Consider the following 14468-nt stretch of genomic DNA (forward strand, 5'->3'; position numbering starts at 1 on the left):
TTACCGCAGAAACGCGGCGGGGAATTCAGTCTAGCTGGATTCCCTGAATGGAGTAGTCTAGCAGTTGCATGGGGTGGAGGACGGGGACCTGTTTTCCCTGCAATTCCAGATGGCGGGTAATCTGGACGAAGCAGCCGATATTTGCTGAAGCAATGACATCTGCCTTTGTATTCAGCAGATTGGTCACTTTTTGTTGACCTAATTCTGCGGCAACATCCGGTTGCAAAATGTTGTAGACTCCGGCACTGCCACAGCAGAGGGCGGCGTCTATGGGTTCTCGGAGCTGGACGCCGGGGATCTGACGCAATAATTGCCGGGGTTGCATACTGATTTTCTGACCGTGGAGCATGTGGCAGGCGTCTTGATAGACCAGAGTGAGGGGCTGGTTTTGTAGGGGGGAGAGGGGTGAGGTGAGCTGGACTTCAGCCAGGAATTCCTGCACGTCTCGAACTTTGTCGGCAAAGGCTCTGGCTTGATCGCGATAAACCGGATCGTCTTGCAGAATCGTGCCGTACTCTTTCAGGGTGTGGCCGCAGCCAGAGGCGTTGATCAGGATGTAATCAACAGGAGCATCCGCAAAGCTGTCGATTAACTGACGGGCCAGGGTCCGGGCCTGCTCTTCCTGGCCCTGATGGTGGGAGAGGGCTCCGCAGCAGCCCTGGGTGGCGGGTACGACAACGTCACACCCATTGGCAGTCAATACCCGTACAGTGGCATCGTTCACGTCCGGGTTGAATAACCGCTGGACACAACCGAGGATCATCCCTACCCGATAGCGGCGTTCTCCCTGGGCTGGAATCAGGGTTGGGATATTGTCCTGAAATGATTTGATCGAAATCCTGGGGAGCATGGCTTCCATGGCGGCCAGTTGGGGTGAGAGTCGTTTGAGCCAGCCCAACGATCGCACCCACTTCTGTAAGGGGGAATTCTGATACAGGCCAGCGGGGAGCAGAAGCAGGCGCAAGCGCTGAGGATAGGGAAAGAGGGAAAAGATGAGTTGGCGCAGGAGGCGATCGGCCAGAGGGCGAGGATGGTTCCGCTCGATCTGGGGGCGGGTGGCGGCGATCAGTTTGTCGTATTGGACGCCAGAGGGGCAGGCCGTAGTACAGGCCAGACAGCCCAGACAGGAATCGAAATGTTGCACAGAAGCACTGGACAGGGGGGCCTGTCCTTCGTTAATGGCATCCATCAGATAGATGCGACCTCTGGGAGAGTCATTTTCTTTCCCAATCACCCGATAGCTGGGACAGGTGGAGAGGCAGAACCCACAGTGAACACAGGCATCGATCAGGGTTGGATCAGGGGGGTGCTGGGAGTCAAATTTCTGGTTCGCAGGGATATCGGGGATGATCTCTGGTTCTGCAGCGTGCATCTTACAGGTTGCCAATCACGAAACGACAGGGATTCAAAAGATTGTGGGGGTCAAACTGCTGCTTCAGACGGCGCATTAGTTCCAGGGCATTACCGGGGTATCCCCAGACCGCCAGTTGCTGTTTCCACGCGATCGGGGCTTGAAGCACAGATAGAAAGCCACCTCTCGACTGGCACAGGCTACGGAGTTGGAGCAGGCGTTGGACAGAGGCAGAGGAGGCGGGGCTTTGCAGATAGCCCACTCCACTCCCAGCATAAATCAGGCCAATGGTCTGATCAGGAATGAGGGATTCCAGTTCCACCAGTAAAGAGGTCGCATCAGAGAGCTTCACCCCTATTTTGCAGGCTATCACGGCATCTTGCCCATCAGGCTCCATTGCCGATCGTAATCGATGCCATAGAGCGGCCTCATCTGTGTCGGAGCAGGAAGTGCCGGTCAGGTGCAGGGATTGGCCCAGGTCCAACAATCGCCTGGTTTGTTCCTGCACACTCTCTGCCAGACTTTGAAATCGCAGCATCAAGCCCATGCCCTGTCCCAATCCCAGAGATTGCACCGTGGGAGCAGACAGGAGATTGAGGCAGGTCGGGGTCAGGGCTGAAGTCAGCAGCGCAGCAGTGGCTTCGGTGATCGCAGTAGGTTCTCCCGTTAAGATCACGGTCTGGGAGGCTGTCGGTATGGGATAGAGGCGAAAGGTTACCTGGGAAAGAATGCCGAGGGTGCCGTAGGAGCCAGTGAGTAGTTTCATCAAATCATAACCGGCCACATTTTTAACAACGCGCCCTCCAGCCTTGGCCAATTGACCGTCCGATCGGACAAAGGAGACTCCCAGCACCATGTCCCGCACGCCGCCGTAGCGCTGCCGCCAGGAGCCGGTATCTGCAGTGGCCACGATGCCACCGATCGTCGCCTGCGTTCCATAAGCCGGGTCCAGAGCCAGAAACTGATTGTGCTGAGCCAGGGTTGCCTGCAGCTCAGCAAATTTCATGCCTGCTTCGACGGTGACGGTCAAATCGCCCACGGCATGCTCTACCAAACGATTCAGGCGTGTCATGCTGACCCCAATCTGGACCCGATCGGCCAACCCACCCCAGTGGAGTTTAGTCCCGCTGCCGCAGGGCAACAGGGGCCACTGATTCCGATGGGCGCAGGCCACGACTTCGGCCAGTTCTGCCTGGGTTTGGGGATAGACCATGCCACCGATCGTGGTGGCTGGTGTGACGGATTGCTGCAGGCGTTGCCGCCAAGGGTCGTCTAGCTGGTCATAGGGAGTGACAGATCCTGTCCCTACGATCGCCGCCAGTTCTTGGATTAACCTTGTTTCCGTCACCATGCTGCCTCTTATGGTTCTTCTGCCCAAGAGACATGGTACAGGTTATGTATCAAATATTTCCGATCTCGGATAACTGCATCACCCCGCTCAAGACACGGTCAAAAAACCAGGTTTGATCGCAAGTGCAAATCGTCACAAAGTAATTGCCATTCGCAGCATAATTCCAGTGGGGATAACGGGCAGATTCAATCCGATCGCGGTTTTTGTATCGGGTCATAGGCCAGAGACCTGGAGGCCAGGTCTCTACTGAAAACCGGAATCCCCATCCTCGGCATCCGACAAATCTTGCATTTTGAATTGGGAGGGGGGCCGATCGCTGCTCCAGGCCCACCAGGGGGTTCCACATTCGCAATTGTAGAACTCCTGCCATTTGCGCCGATTAGTCTCCGTATAAACCGGCGATCGACGATTCAACCAGACTTGCAATGCCCCTGTTGGACTGGCTCCACAAGCCGGACAACAAAACTGGTGGGCATGTTTTGCAGGTCCAGTCCAATCCGGCGGAATTGGTTCAAAGGCGTCCATACGAATAAACTTTTTTGAAGGCAGGCGTAGGGAATCGAATTCTTCTGCTAGGTTAATCGAGTTCTTGCGCCTGAATAGGGTATTGTTACGCTTATTCTAGGCTGGATCAGCAGCGATGCAATAGGGTTTTAGCATGGGTTATAGCTATCTCAACCTGATTTCCTTCATCGGCATTTTTGCATTGTGTTTGATTGCCTGGATCTTCTCAGAGGACCGTAAATACGTCCCCTGGCGAGTGATTGGCAGTGGAATCGCCTTGCAATTGTTGTTGGGGTTTTTCGTCTTTCAGTTTCCTCTGACCCGCGAGATCTTGAACATCTTCAGTAAAGCCCTGGATGGGGTCTTTGCTGCGGCTGATGCAGGGGCAAACTTCGTTTTTGGATACTTTATGGTTCCAACGCCCGGTCTGGTACCGGGTCCCTCTCAGGCTCCCTTTATCGTGCGCGCTCTTCCGCCGGGAGCAACCCAATGCCCTCCTCCCCAGATCCCATTCTTACCCGGCTACTGTGGTACAGATAGGCTCAGTTACATCTTTGCGTTTCGCTCCCTGCCAGCAGTTATTTTCTTCTCCGCCCTCATGTCTCTGCTCTACAACATTGGGGTGATCCAGGTTGTAACCAACTTCTTTGCTAAGGTCTTTTATCGGACCATGCGTCTGAGCGGAGCAGAATCCCTCAGTGGAGCAGCCAATATCTTTGTGGGCATTGAAGCTGCGATCGCAGTTAAGCCCTATATTCCCAAAATGACCCGCAGTGAGCTGTGCGCGATTCTAGCCTGCTGTTTTGGAACAGCCGCTTCCTCCACCCTAGCCATCTACGTGGGTTTCCTGAAGGGAACCTTCCCTAATATCCTGGGGCATCTGGTTTCAGCCTCGATTATCGCCATTCCAGCCTGTTTCGTCCTGTCTAAAATCCTCGTGCCAGAAACGGGGATCCCGGTCACAGCCGGAGGTATTCCAGTGGAAGAGGACTTGCCTCCAGAGGAGATTGATCCCGAGGATGAACAGGCCCCAACAGAAACAGTTGGTGGTGAACCGATCGAGCGGGTCAGCCCGCTGGATGCTGCCATTGTGGGAGCTCTGGATGGGGTGAAGATGGCGGTTTCCATCGCAGCAGTGTTGATCCTGATTGTGGGTCTGGTCTATCTACTGGACCTGATTTTTGATAGTCTGGCTTCCCTCAGAACCTTTGGTGATGTCGTGGAAGGGACACCCCCACCCCCCGAAGCCCTATTACCGCTGGCTCCTATCATTCGAGTCGTGGGTCAGTTTTTCAATGTGGTCAATTTGCAGAACATTGAAGGGGCTTTGTTCTATATCCCAACATTGCTCACGGGTGTGCCTTTTGATGAATCCTGGAAAGCCGCTGTCATTATTGGTCGGCGATTAACAGAAACGGCTATTCCCCCTTATCAAGAGTTAGGTCGAGCTGCAACTGCTGGGGAATTGAGTAGTCGCACGGTATTGATTGTCAGCTATGCCCTTTCTGGCTTTGCCCATGTTGCTTCCGTCGGAATTTTTGTTGGAGGCACGATCGCCCTGGCCCCTTCCCGCCGCAAGGATATCTCCCAACTGGGCTGGAAAGCCCTCTTTATTGGGACCCTGGCAACGCTAATGATTGCTTGCGTCGCAGGTGTCTATGACAATGGTAACCCCAGCATTTTCGGAGAGAAGAAAGCGGCTCCCCCTCCGGCTCAAGTCAATCCGGCGGCCAGTCCACTGGCTTCACCAACAGCTCCGGCCAGTCCCAGTGCGACCACAACCCCATCTGTGGTTCCCACGAGTCCCGCTCCGGTGACCACACCCTCAGCCGCTCCAATCCCACCAAAACGGCCTTAAAACCTGTGCAGCCGACCTGATGGATCGGTTGCACAGCCTGCTACAATCGGGGACATGAATTCTGAATTTGAAATTCGCCGCCTACTGGAATTGATGCCCGCCACGGGCCGAATGCGCTGCCCGATCGTCAGCCGACCGGGGCAGCGTAAGGTCATCGAAACTCTCTTTCCCAAACCCTGGGCCTGGGAACGGAAAATCCTGATTAATTTTGACCTGTGGGATCGGCTGACCAAGCCCCAGCGAGATTTGGTATTGCTCCGAACCGTCACCTGGCTGTTAGAAATCCGCTGGTTCAAGCCTGACCTCTATCAGGGCCTTACTCTGATCGGTCTGGTGGGTACCACCGTAGAATTTCTGCAGGCAGATGCCGTGGGGGTAGCAGTAGCTGGAACTCTGAGCGCGATCGCCGCCAACCAGATTTTTCGGTCCAATCGCAACCCCCGGATTGAACTGGCAGCCGATGAGGCCGCCATTAAAGTTGCCCTGAGGCGAGGGTACACCGAAAAAGAAGCTGCCTGCCATCTAATCTCAGCGATCGAAGCAGTCGCTGAGATCGAACAGCGTTCCGGCCTGGACTTCACAGAGTTGGTTCGGTGTCAAAATTTGAAAGCGATTGCCGGAGTCTCTCCCGCCAGCGTTCCAGAATTACTCCGTTAGAGAGAAACTCCTGCACCTTATAGTTTGATTCGCTAGACTTTTGCCAGGGATGCACAGGCACGCATTCTAAACATGAGCAGCGGAGGTATAACTATGTTTCTGGTTACCGGAGCAACAGGAGGGTTAGGGCGGCGGGTGGTGCGGCTGTTGCGAGAACGGGAGCAGCCTGTACGGGCCTTTGTCCGCTTGACTTCGCGCTATGCCGAGCTAGAGCAGCGTGGCGCAGAGATCCTCATTGGCGATCTGTTACAAGAGCGTGATATTCAGCGGGCCATGGGAGGTGTACGTTGTGTAATCAGCACCCACGGCTCCAACGAGACCGATGGAGGCAATGCCCAAGAGATTGATTACCGGGCCAATATTGATCTCATTGATCAGGCCAAAGCAGCAGGCGTAGACCATTTTGTCTTTATTTCCGTTCTTGGCAGCGATCGGGGCTATGAAGATGCACCTGTCTTTAAGGCCAAGTATGCCGTGGAGCGCTATCTGCAACAAAGTGGCCTGACCTACACCATTCTTCGGCCCTCCGGCTTTGCATCCAACCTGCTACCCCTAGCCGAGCGCTTCGATGAAACCGGCATTTATCTCCTGATCGGCGATCCCAAGAACCGATCCTCCATCGTCAGCACCGACGACCTAGCTAGAATTGTGGTAGATTCCACGACGATCGCCGCCGCCCGCAACCAGATTTTTTCCGTTGGCGGCCCCGAAATCCTGCATCGGGAAGATATCCCCCGGATCTTTGGCCAGGTTTGCAAGCGAGAGCCCCTGATCATCAATCTGCCCCTGATCACCGTAGACGGGGTTCGGAGCCTTCTGGGACTCTTTAATCCTCAAGCCCAGGAAGCCCTGGGCACCTTTCGCACCCTGCTCGCCAACGAATTCTTCTGCACCCCCACCCAAATCGAACACCTGCAAACAACCTTCGGCATCGAGCTCGAATCTCTGGAAGACTTCATCCGCCGCTACCTCAGCACCTGATTCCCAGCCACCGCCGCTGTATAGGCGCGATTCATCGCGCCTATATCGCGTCCGTAAATCACACCCCCGGCAACACCAGCGCCAGCCCGATCGCAATCAGCGCCCCCGCCAGCGTATTCACCCCATTCACCACCTCATTTGTCAACCAGGCATATTTAGACTGCAAGGTTGCACCAATGACACTCTCCAGATTCGTGGCCAGGAACGCCGCCACCACACAGATGCCCACCCCCAGACCAGTCACCAGCCCGATCGCCCAGCCCAGCAGCCCGATCGCCACCGCCGCCACCAACCCCGCAACCGTCCCCTCCAGACTCACCGCCCCTTCCGTCCCGCGAGGAACCGCCTGCAGCGTCGTAATCAGAAACGTGCGTTGACCATAAGCCTTACCAATCTCGCTGGCACAGGTATCCGCCAGTTTGGTGCAGAAACTGGCCACATACCCCAGGAGCAGGAGAGGCCCGATCGCCGTTGCCTGGGGAACTAGGAGCGTCACGACCAGAACCCCGATCGCACAAATTGCCCCCACCAGGGCCGACCCCCAGACATTCTCCGGCCCCCTGGCTCCAGATCGTTTTTCAGCAATTCCGGCGGCCTCTTTTTCCGCCATCCCCACCCGCGTCACTGCCGACCCCACCAGGAAGTAGACCATGACAACGGTATAGCCTTTCCAGCCCAAACATCCCCACACCAGCACCCCCAGAAACCAGGCATGGAGTAATCCGGCAGGGGTCAGCAGTTGTTTGGGAGCCAAGCGGGCAATCACAGCCAGAATGGTATTAAGCCCGATCGCAATTAACCACGGTAAAACAGGCTCCCAGACTATTCCATTGCCAGTCAGGAAAGGAAGCATAAAAGACAACCATTGGGACAGGAAAGGTGGATGATAGTGAAGGGCATTCATGTATTCATTGGCCTCCCATTGTATTTATGGATCCAGTACTGTTCCATCTTGCTTTTCCAGTGGGCAACATTCCCCAGACAAAGACATTTTATGTGGAAGGATTGGGATGTGAGCCTGGGCGTGAAGCGATCGATTCCTTAATCCTCAATTTTTATGGCTATCAGCTTGTCGCCCATGTCACAGATGAGCCCCTGAAGCCGCAAAAAGGAATCTATCCCCGTCACTTTGGGCTGGTATTTACTGCAGAGGCCGATTGGGAAGCTATGGTTGCCAGGGCCCAAACCCATCAGTTGTGCTTCTACCAGCAACCGAAACGACGCTTTCCCGGTTCTCCCCTCGAACACCGGACTTTCTTTCTGGAAGATCCTTTCCACAACCTGCTGGAATTCAAATACTACTGCCACCCGTCCGCCATCTTTGGGAATCGAGAACATGCCCAGGTTGGAGATCGTCCCATCGAGGCCATCCATTAACCCTGGGGATTACAACAAAACCGGCGGACTTTAGGCTTAGCCGTTGAGGTTTTAGCCATCAGAACCTTGCCAACCCTGTCTGGTCGATAAAGGGAACCGAGATCGCTACACCCCCCTTTATCGATCGACTGCTGCCATGAAATTTGCCCAGGCAGGGCTTGTTCATTTGTGGCCATAGCCATTGGGATTGAGCTCAAAGGATCATTAAGCAAATATCTTCAAATCCATATCTTCTTTTATAATTATTTAGCTATCTTGTTAAAAAAGAATATGAACGATCGTTCAAGGGCGCTAACTGCTCTAGCAAATAAGCGTTGGCAGATATCCCTGTGGTTAACCGCAGCCATGGTTGTGATTTACTTTGGCTTCATCCTGCTGATCGCTTATAACAAGCCCCTTTTAGGAGTGCTTGTGGTTCCAGGTCTCTCTCTCGGCATTCTGTTAGGAGCCCTGGTCATCGTTGCGGCCTGGGTCCTGGTCTACCTCTATGTTCGGTGGGCCAATAATTACTACGACAAAAAACTTTCAGAATTGCGCGAAGGTGATCGGTGAACACAACTCTGGGTCAATTTAATCCATTAGCAATTTTCTTTTTCATTGTTTTCATCACGATTTCTCTGGGAATTACTTATTGGGCTGCCAGGAAGACCAAGAGTACGGCCCATTTCTACGCTGCTGGCGGTAATATCAGCGGGTTTCAAAATGGGCTGGCCCTGGCGGGAGACTACATGAGTGCTGCCAGTTTCCTCGGTATTGCTGGCCTGGTAGCACTGAATGGTTTCGACGGGCTGATCTACTCGATCGGTTTTCTGGTCGGCTGGCCAGTCGTCATGTTTCTGATTGCCGAACCACTGCGGAATCTGGGTCGCTACACCTTTACCGATGTTGTGGCCTATCGCTTGCGCCAGAAGCCAGTACGGATTGCGTCTGCGATCGGCACACTGGCTGTCGTGAGCTTTTATCTGATCGCCCAGATGGTTGGGGCTGGTAACCTGATTCGCTTGCTGTTTGGCATTGACTACAATCTGGCCGTGATCATTGTGGGCGGTGTGATGCTGGCCTACGTCATCTTTGGGGGCATGATTGCCACCACCTGGGTGCAAATCATCAAAGCAGTTCTGCTGTTAGGCGGAACCATTCTGCTCGCCCTGATGGTGCTGGCCCAGTTTGGCTTTAACCCACTGGTGCTGTTTCAAGCTGCGGCAGACAAGTATGGTGGGGCGGTGTTAGCGCCAGGGAAACAGGTCACCGATCCACTGGATGCCATTTCCCTGGGGCTGTCCCTCATGCTGGGTACAGCGGGATTGCCTCACATTCTGATGCGGTTTTATACGGTTCCCAATGCCAAAGCCGCTCGGATTTCCGTCATGTATGCCACCTTATTTATCGGCTTTTTCTATCTACTCACCTTCATCCTGGGCTTTGGGGCGATGGTGCTGGTGGGGCAAGATCCCATTAGCAAAATTGACAAAGGGGGCAATATGGCCGCTCCCATGCTGGCCGAAGTTTTGGGGGGCAATGCCTTCCTGGGATTCATTGCAGCCGTTTCCTTTGCCACGATTCTGGCCGTCGTCGCTGGACTCACCCTTTCGGGGGCCGCTGCACTCTCCCACGATCTCTGGGTGAATGTGGTGCGCCATGGCCAGACGAATGAAACCGAAGAATTTCGGGTGGCCCGTGCGGCTACCCTCTTACTGGGTGTTCTGGCCATTGTGTTGGGGATTGTGTTTCAGGGACAAAATGTGGCTTACATGGTGGGTCTGGCCTTTGCGATCGCCGCCAGTGCCAACTTCCCGGCATTGCTACTGTCTATGCTGTGGCGACGCTTCACCACGATCGGGGCGGTGTCAAGCATGGTCATGGGTACCATTTCCTCCCTAGTGCTGATTTACCTGTCACCCACCATTCAGGTCACAATTTTGCATCAGGCGTCTGCACCGTTCCCGCTCAAAAATCCGGGATTGATCTCCATTCCCCTGGCCTTCCTCGTTGGGATTGTGGTTTCGTTACTAACCCATGAGGAGGCAGCGATGGAGAAATTTAGTGAGGTTGAACATCGGATCCATACCGGGGAAGTGATGTAAGGACTACCCATTCCCCCCTTGTGCCCTGTTTGAGGCGTCGCATCCAACCTCTCGAACAGGGCATCCCTTTAATGGGTTACCCCTGGAATGACAACATATTCAACGCCGATAACACAGCAGACAGGACATCCTGACCAGGTTTCAGATAGGTTACCTTGGATGGGGCAAGGTTTTCCGTCAGCGTCGTCAGAATCAGGCTGGCGCAACTGTGGGTCAGCATTAAATTGACGCCCATGTGTTCACCACTACCCCGGAAGTCAGTTCGCAGACCCACGATCGGAAGTCCCCTGGCATAGGCGTACCCCATCTCGAAACAACTCCCCGAATCAGCATCAGGTCCATCCAGAATCACCAGCACGATCGCTGCGCCATCCAGACCCCGGATGCAGGTAGCAAAGAGGGCTGCCGGTTCTGTGATGCCCACACATTCCTGCTGGGGCAGGTAAACCTGATACCCCTGCTGCCGCAAACGATCGGCCAGTTGCTGGTTAAACGCCACTTCGGCCTGGGTAAACAACGGGCCAGCCAGATAAATCCATCCGGTCATCCTGATCTCCTAAAGGGAATATTCAGGCAAATCATATAGGATGGCTATAATCTCTCAAAACAGGATGATTTGGAATTTCAAACCTGCAGCTATGACCCAATCTCCCCTTTCAGATCATGGTGATAAAGGCAGTCGTGAATGGTGGGCGCAGCGCTGGATTGACGTGCTGGAGTCCTTTGGTTGGCGCAGACGCCTGGAACGGGCGCGGATCTATGCCAGGGAGGGACATGTTCTGAGCTTGGAGTTCCAGGGGTCTAAAGTCTTCGCTCTAGTTCAGGGCACTGCTGCCGAACCCTACAAAGTTTCCCTCTCCCTCGATCCGTTCAGCCAGGAGCAATGGCAGTATGTGATTGAAACCATGGGGCAGCGAGCCATTTTTTCGGCCAAGTTGCTGGCTGGTGAAATGCCCCAGAACATCGAAGAAGTATTCACAGCCAATGGTTTAAGTCTTTTTCCCTTTACCAAGTTTGATATTCATAGCCGTTGTTCCTGCCCCGATCCGGCTAATCCCTGCAAGCATATTGGTGCAGTTTACTATGTGCTGGGCGATCGGTTCAGCGAAGACCCCTTTGTCCTCTTCCAGTTGCGAGGACATACCAAAGAACAGATCATCACCGCACTGCGTCAGTTGCGTAGCACAGAAACCTCTGAACCAGAGGATGTGCTCACGGTTCAACCTGCAGCCCTTAGCGCCCAGTCTCTCCCCACACCCCTCAAGCTGGATCAGTTTTGGGACTACAGTGACCAGTTAGAACCCTCCCTGGTGGTGATTGCGCCCCCCCCGACCACTGAGACGGTGCTGGATACCCTGGGTCCGATTCCGGTCAAGGCAGAAAGTCCAGGGGCATCAGCCTCCCAGACTGCGCTGGTGATGGAATATCTCCAGGGCATTTATCGAGATGCCAGCCAGCAGGCTGTTTTGACGGCCATGACCACGGATGGATGAGAGGCGTTAGGTTCCTACTGGGGTTTGGTTGGTTTTTTGGGGGGTTGTAGCAGCCGTTTGATCCGATCGAGGGCATCCTGGGCCTCATCAGGCTTCCCCGCCTGACTATACAGTTCTGCAGCTTTACGGTAATCGTCGATCGCAGGCCGCTGTCTACCCAGACGGACCTGGGCCAATGCCCGATTGAAGTAAGCATCAGCCAGACTACGGTTACCCCAGGATTGGTTCAGGCGAATGGCACGGGTGTAGTTATCGATCGCGCTCTGGTGATCACCAGCCTCCAGCAATAGATTTCCCCGGTTGTAATAGATCAGGGAATAGTTAGGACTGAGGCGAATCGTCTGGGCATAGTCCTGCATAGCACCCATCTTGTCCCCCATCTGTTCTCGGGCAATCCCCCGATTCAGGTAAGCGGCTGCTACGTCAGGCTGTTGTTGCAAGAACCTGGAGTAGTCCTCGATCGCACCTCGCAGATCCCCCACTGCGGCGCGGGCAATGCCCCGATCGAAAAGGGCATTGATCTTTTTGGGGTCCAGGGTAAGCACCTTTGTATAATCTGCGATCGCGGCTTGATAGTCTCCCAGACGGCGCAAGGCAATCCCCCGATTCAGGTAGGCACTGGCAAAATCGGGGTCTAACTGAATGGCGCGATTGTAGTCCTCCACGGCACCGCGCCAATCAGCCTGACGATACTTATCAATGCCCCGATTGTAGTAATCCTCAGCAGTGAGTTGCTGGGCCAGAATCAGGGAAGGACGGGCAGAGGCAACCTGAAACAGGCTACCACCCAACAGGGCAGTGGCCACCACCCATCCCAAGACGGCCATGTATCTCTGTGATCGACTCATAGGCTAAGGGGGGGGTTAACGCATCCCAGCCGTCAGGCGCACGGTGGTGGTGAGGGTCTCTCCGGGTGGTAGAGACACCAGCCGATCGCCCGTAATCATGGCATTGCGCAGGGAAGTCCAGGGTTCCAGACAGTAGAAAGGTTTACCCTTCACCGTCCAAAACACCAGTACCGAATAGGTCGTATCGTAATACACCTTGAGTTCCAGGGCTCCGTCTCCGACAGAGGCCGAATGGGCTGTGAGGTCGGGAAAAGCCACATCGATTTCATCCTGCTCAAAGTCAAAAGATTCCGCAAAAGAGTGATGGGAAAGGGTGCGGTGATCGATCAGTTCCGTAGCTGGAATATTAAACCGGAGCTGAGTCTTATCCGTGACTGCAAAGTAGGGATGCAATCCAGTGGAGAAAGGCATCGACTCCTGCGATCGATTCGTATATTTCTGCAGGATTTCCAGTTGATCCCCTTTCAGGATGTAGGTGAAATCCACCTGAAAGTCAAAGGGGTAACCAGCACGGGTTTCGTCATTACTTTCCAGAGTCACCGTCAGGCCAGCCCCGTCCTGGGTGCTCTGCCCCGTGACTTGCCAGGGCAGATTACGGGCAAAACCATGCTGCTTCAGGGTATACTCCTGGCCATTATGAGTATAGGTATTGTTCGGTAGGCCACCACAAATTGGGAAGAGAATGGGAATCCCGCCTCGAACCGTCAGGTCTGGATGGGTGAACCGTTCCGTATCCATGTAGAACATTTCCCGGCCATCGACCTGCCAGCTTGTCACAATCCCGCCCCGCTCCGGAACCACCTCCACCCTGGAATTAGCCTCCTGATCAGAGAGCACATAGGTCTGATACTGTCGTTGCTCAAGCGCGATCGTGTACATGGTAACCTCCTCCCTGCCTAATCCATACTCAACTACTATAAGCCACGTAAAGACACGATTTATCGCGTCTCAATAACCGCACCTTACCGATCGTGTCCAACTCATCTGTCTGCCCGATCACCTCCCCAGATACCATCGGGACTCCCTACGATACAACTATATTGAATATGGGAATGACCCTGACAATCACAGGAGTATGGCCGTGCCTTCACCGTTTCCGGGAATGAACCCCTACCTTGAACACCCCACCTTCTGGTCATCGTTTCATACGCGGCTGTTGGTCGCGATCTCAGACGCCCTCGCCCCTGTTCTGCGCCCCCACTACTACATTGAAGTGGAAACCCGCACATACAGAGAGCAAGACAAGCGTGAAAACGAAGAGGACGAACTGTTAGTTGGCATTCCAGATGCAGCCGTTCTGTCAGCAACATCGAATCAGACTAGAGCGCAGTTCCAAGCAGAGACCAGTGGGACTCTAACCCAGAAGCGGCCCCAAGCTGTCATTCTGCCCATGCCCATTTTGCTGAAGGAAAGGTACCTGGAAGTTCGAGAGTTGGGCAGTGAGGCTGTGATTACCGTGATTGAGGTGTTGTCCCCCAAAAACAAGAAGAAAGGAGTGGGGAGAATCGCTTACGAAAGAAAACGGGGACGAATCCTGGGCAGTCGCTCTAACTTAGTTGAGATTGATTTGCTTCGCAGTCATGCACCGATGACGATGATGGGAGAAGTCCAGCCAACCGATTATCGGATTGTGGTCAGTCGGAGTGAACAGCGTCCTGAAGCGGATTTGTATGGGTTTAATTTGCCAGAACCCATTCCGGTATTCCCACTGCCCCTGAAGCCAGCTGATGCAGAACCGCCAGTAAACTTGCAGGTGATGATTGAGGGAGTCTGCGATCGGGCGGGGTATCACGATCGAATTGATTATCGCCAGCCTGTTCCCGCGCCAAAACTCTCAGAAGCGACTCAGCAGTGGGTGGATGATTTACTGGCTCCCATGGGATGACCCGCTCTGGCCTGTAGGGCCAGCCATCAAACCCACCCCGGCGCTACGCGCCACCCCTCCCAAGAGGGGAGCGGGCGTG

The 14468-nt window shown here is 54.3% G+C and carries 17 protein-coding genes; 8 read left to right on the plus strand and 9 right to left on the minus strand.

Annotated elements, in window-relative coordinates:
- Positions 1-25 precede the first annotated feature (25 nt).
- From BST81_RS03980 to BST81_RS03990, 4 genes are read right to left on the minus strand one after another with little or no spacing between them, the layout of a single operon-like run.
- Entirely contained in the window at positions 26-1372 is a 1347-nt protein-coding gene (locus BST81_RS03980; protein ID WP_075597246.1) for a heterodisulfide reductase-related iron-sulfur binding cluster, read from the minus strand.
- 1 nt (position 1373) lies between these two features.
- Complete coding sequence (locus tag BST81_RS03985; RefSeq protein ID WP_143780213.1) at positions 1374-2702, minus strand: FAD-binding oxidoreductase; 1329 nt, start codon at positions 2700-2702, stop codon at positions 1374-1376.
- Positions 2703-2751: 49 nt separating this feature from the next.
- The gene (locus BST81_RS27910; protein WP_171974657.1) at positions 2752-2919 is read right to left on the minus strand and encodes a hypothetical protein; all 168 of its coding nucleotides are present in this window, start codon (positions 2917-2919) and stop codon (positions 2752-2754) included.
- Between the two features lie 26 nt (positions 2920-2945).
- Positions 2946-3227 (minus strand): hypothetical protein, encoded by a 282-nt coding sequence (locus tag BST81_RS03990; RefSeq protein ID WP_075597247.1) that lies wholly within the window; start codon positions 3225-3227, stop codon positions 2946-2948.
- A 133-nt stretch (positions 3228-3360) separates the two neighbouring features.
- On the opposite strand from BST81_RS03990, the gene BST81_RS03995 reads away from it, so the two are divergent.
- The 3 genes from BST81_RS03995 to BST81_RS04005 all read left to right on the plus strand — a co-directional run bounded on the left by BST81_RS03995 (position 3361) and on the right by BST81_RS04005 (position 6702).
- Positions 3361-5064 (plus strand): nucleoside transporter C-terminal domain-containing protein, encoded by a 1704-nt coding sequence (locus BST81_RS03995; RefSeq protein ID WP_075597248.1) that lies wholly within the window; start codon positions 3361-3363, stop codon positions 5062-5064.
- Between the two features lie 54 nt (positions 5065-5118).
- Positions 5119-5721 (plus strand): DUF3318 domain-containing protein, encoded by a 603-nt coding sequence (locus BST81_RS04000; RefSeq protein ID WP_075597249.1) that lies wholly within the window; start codon positions 5119-5121, stop codon positions 5719-5721.
- A 93-nt stretch (positions 5722-5814) separates the two neighbouring features.
- Positions 5815-6702: an SDR family oxidoreductase gene (locus BST81_RS04005; RefSeq protein WP_075597250.1), complete on the plus strand. Its 888-nt coding sequence runs from the start codon at positions 5815-5817 to the stop codon at positions 6700-6702.
- A 58-nt stretch (positions 6703-6760) separates the two neighbouring features.
- Here the strand turns inward: BST81_RS04005 and BST81_RS04010 are convergent, their stop codons facing one another.
- Positions 6761-7606, minus strand: a complete 846-nt coding sequence (locus tag BST81_RS04010) for a TIGR00297 family protein (RefSeq protein ID WP_363079278.1) — start codon at positions 7604-7606, stop codon at positions 6761-6763.
- Positions 7607-7632: 26 nt separating this feature from the next.
- Here BST81_RS04010 and BST81_RS04015 point away from each other — a divergent pair, with 26 nt between their 5' ends.
- On the plus strand, positions 7633-8079 hold the full coding sequence (locus BST81_RS04015; protein WP_075597251.1) for a VOC family protein: 447 nt from the start codon (positions 7633-7635) through the stop codon (positions 8077-8079).
- On the opposite strand, the gene BST81_RS04020 is transcribed toward BST81_RS04015, so the two are convergent.
- Positions 8076-8255 (minus strand): hypothetical protein, encoded by a 180-nt coding sequence (locus BST81_RS04020; protein WP_075597252.1) that lies wholly within the window; start codon positions 8253-8255, stop codon positions 8076-8078. The genes BST81_RS04015 and BST81_RS04020 overlap by 4 nt on opposite strands.
- 94 nt (positions 8256-8349) lie before the next feature.
- On the opposite strand from BST81_RS04020, the gene BST81_RS04025 reads away from it, so the two are divergent.
- Both BST81_RS04025 and BST81_RS04030 read left to right on the plus strand, forming a co-directional pair.
- On the plus strand, positions 8350-8631 hold the full coding sequence (locus BST81_RS04025) for a DUF485 domain-containing protein (protein WP_075597332.1): 282 nt from the start codon (positions 8350-8352) through the stop codon (positions 8629-8631).
- A complete protein-coding gene (locus BST81_RS04030; protein WP_075597253.1) occupies positions 8628-10163 on the plus strand; it encodes a sodium/solute symporter in 1536 nt (511 codons plus the stop codon). Before BST81_RS04025 ends, BST81_RS04030 begins: the two co-directional genes overlap by 4 nt.
- A gap of 76 nt (positions 10164-10239) precedes the next feature.
- Here BST81_RS04030 and BST81_RS04035 read toward each other — a convergent pair whose 3' ends face one another.
- Complete coding sequence (locus BST81_RS04035) at positions 10240-10710, minus strand: nucleoside 2-deoxyribosyltransferase (RefSeq protein ID WP_075597254.1); 471 nt, start codon at positions 10708-10710, stop codon at positions 10240-10242.
- Between the two features lie 91 nt (positions 10711-10801).
- Here BST81_RS04035 and BST81_RS04040 point away from each other — a divergent pair, with 91 nt between their 5' ends.
- Positions 10802-11656 (plus strand): SWIM zinc finger family protein, encoded by an 855-nt coding sequence (locus tag BST81_RS04040; protein ID WP_075597333.1) that lies wholly within the window; start codon positions 10802-10804, stop codon positions 11654-11656.
- A 14-nt stretch (positions 11657-11670) separates the two neighbouring features.
- Here the strand turns inward: BST81_RS04040 and BST81_RS04045 are convergent, their stop codons facing one another.
- Positions 11671-12504, minus strand: coding sequence for a tetratricopeptide repeat protein (locus tag BST81_RS04045; RefSeq protein ID WP_075597255.1), 834 nt, complete (start codon positions 12502-12504; stop codon positions 11671-11673).
- 15 nt (positions 12505-12519) lie between these two features.
- A complete protein-coding gene (locus tag BST81_RS04050) occupies positions 12520-13383 on the minus strand; it encodes an aldose epimerase (protein WP_075597256.1) in 864 nt (287 codons plus the stop codon).
- Positions 13384-13579: 196 nt separating this feature from the next.
- Here BST81_RS04050 and BST81_RS04055 point away from each other — a divergent pair, with 196 nt between their 5' ends.
- Entirely contained in the window at positions 13580-14389 is an 810-nt protein-coding gene (locus BST81_RS04055; protein ID WP_083636659.1) for a DUF4058 family protein, read from the plus strand.
- The last annotated feature ends 79 nt before the right edge of the window (positions 14390-14468 follow it).

It is taken from the genome of Leptolyngbya sp. 'hensonii' (assembly GCF_001939115.1).
Lineage (GTDB): Bacteria > Cyanobacteriota > Cyanobacteriia.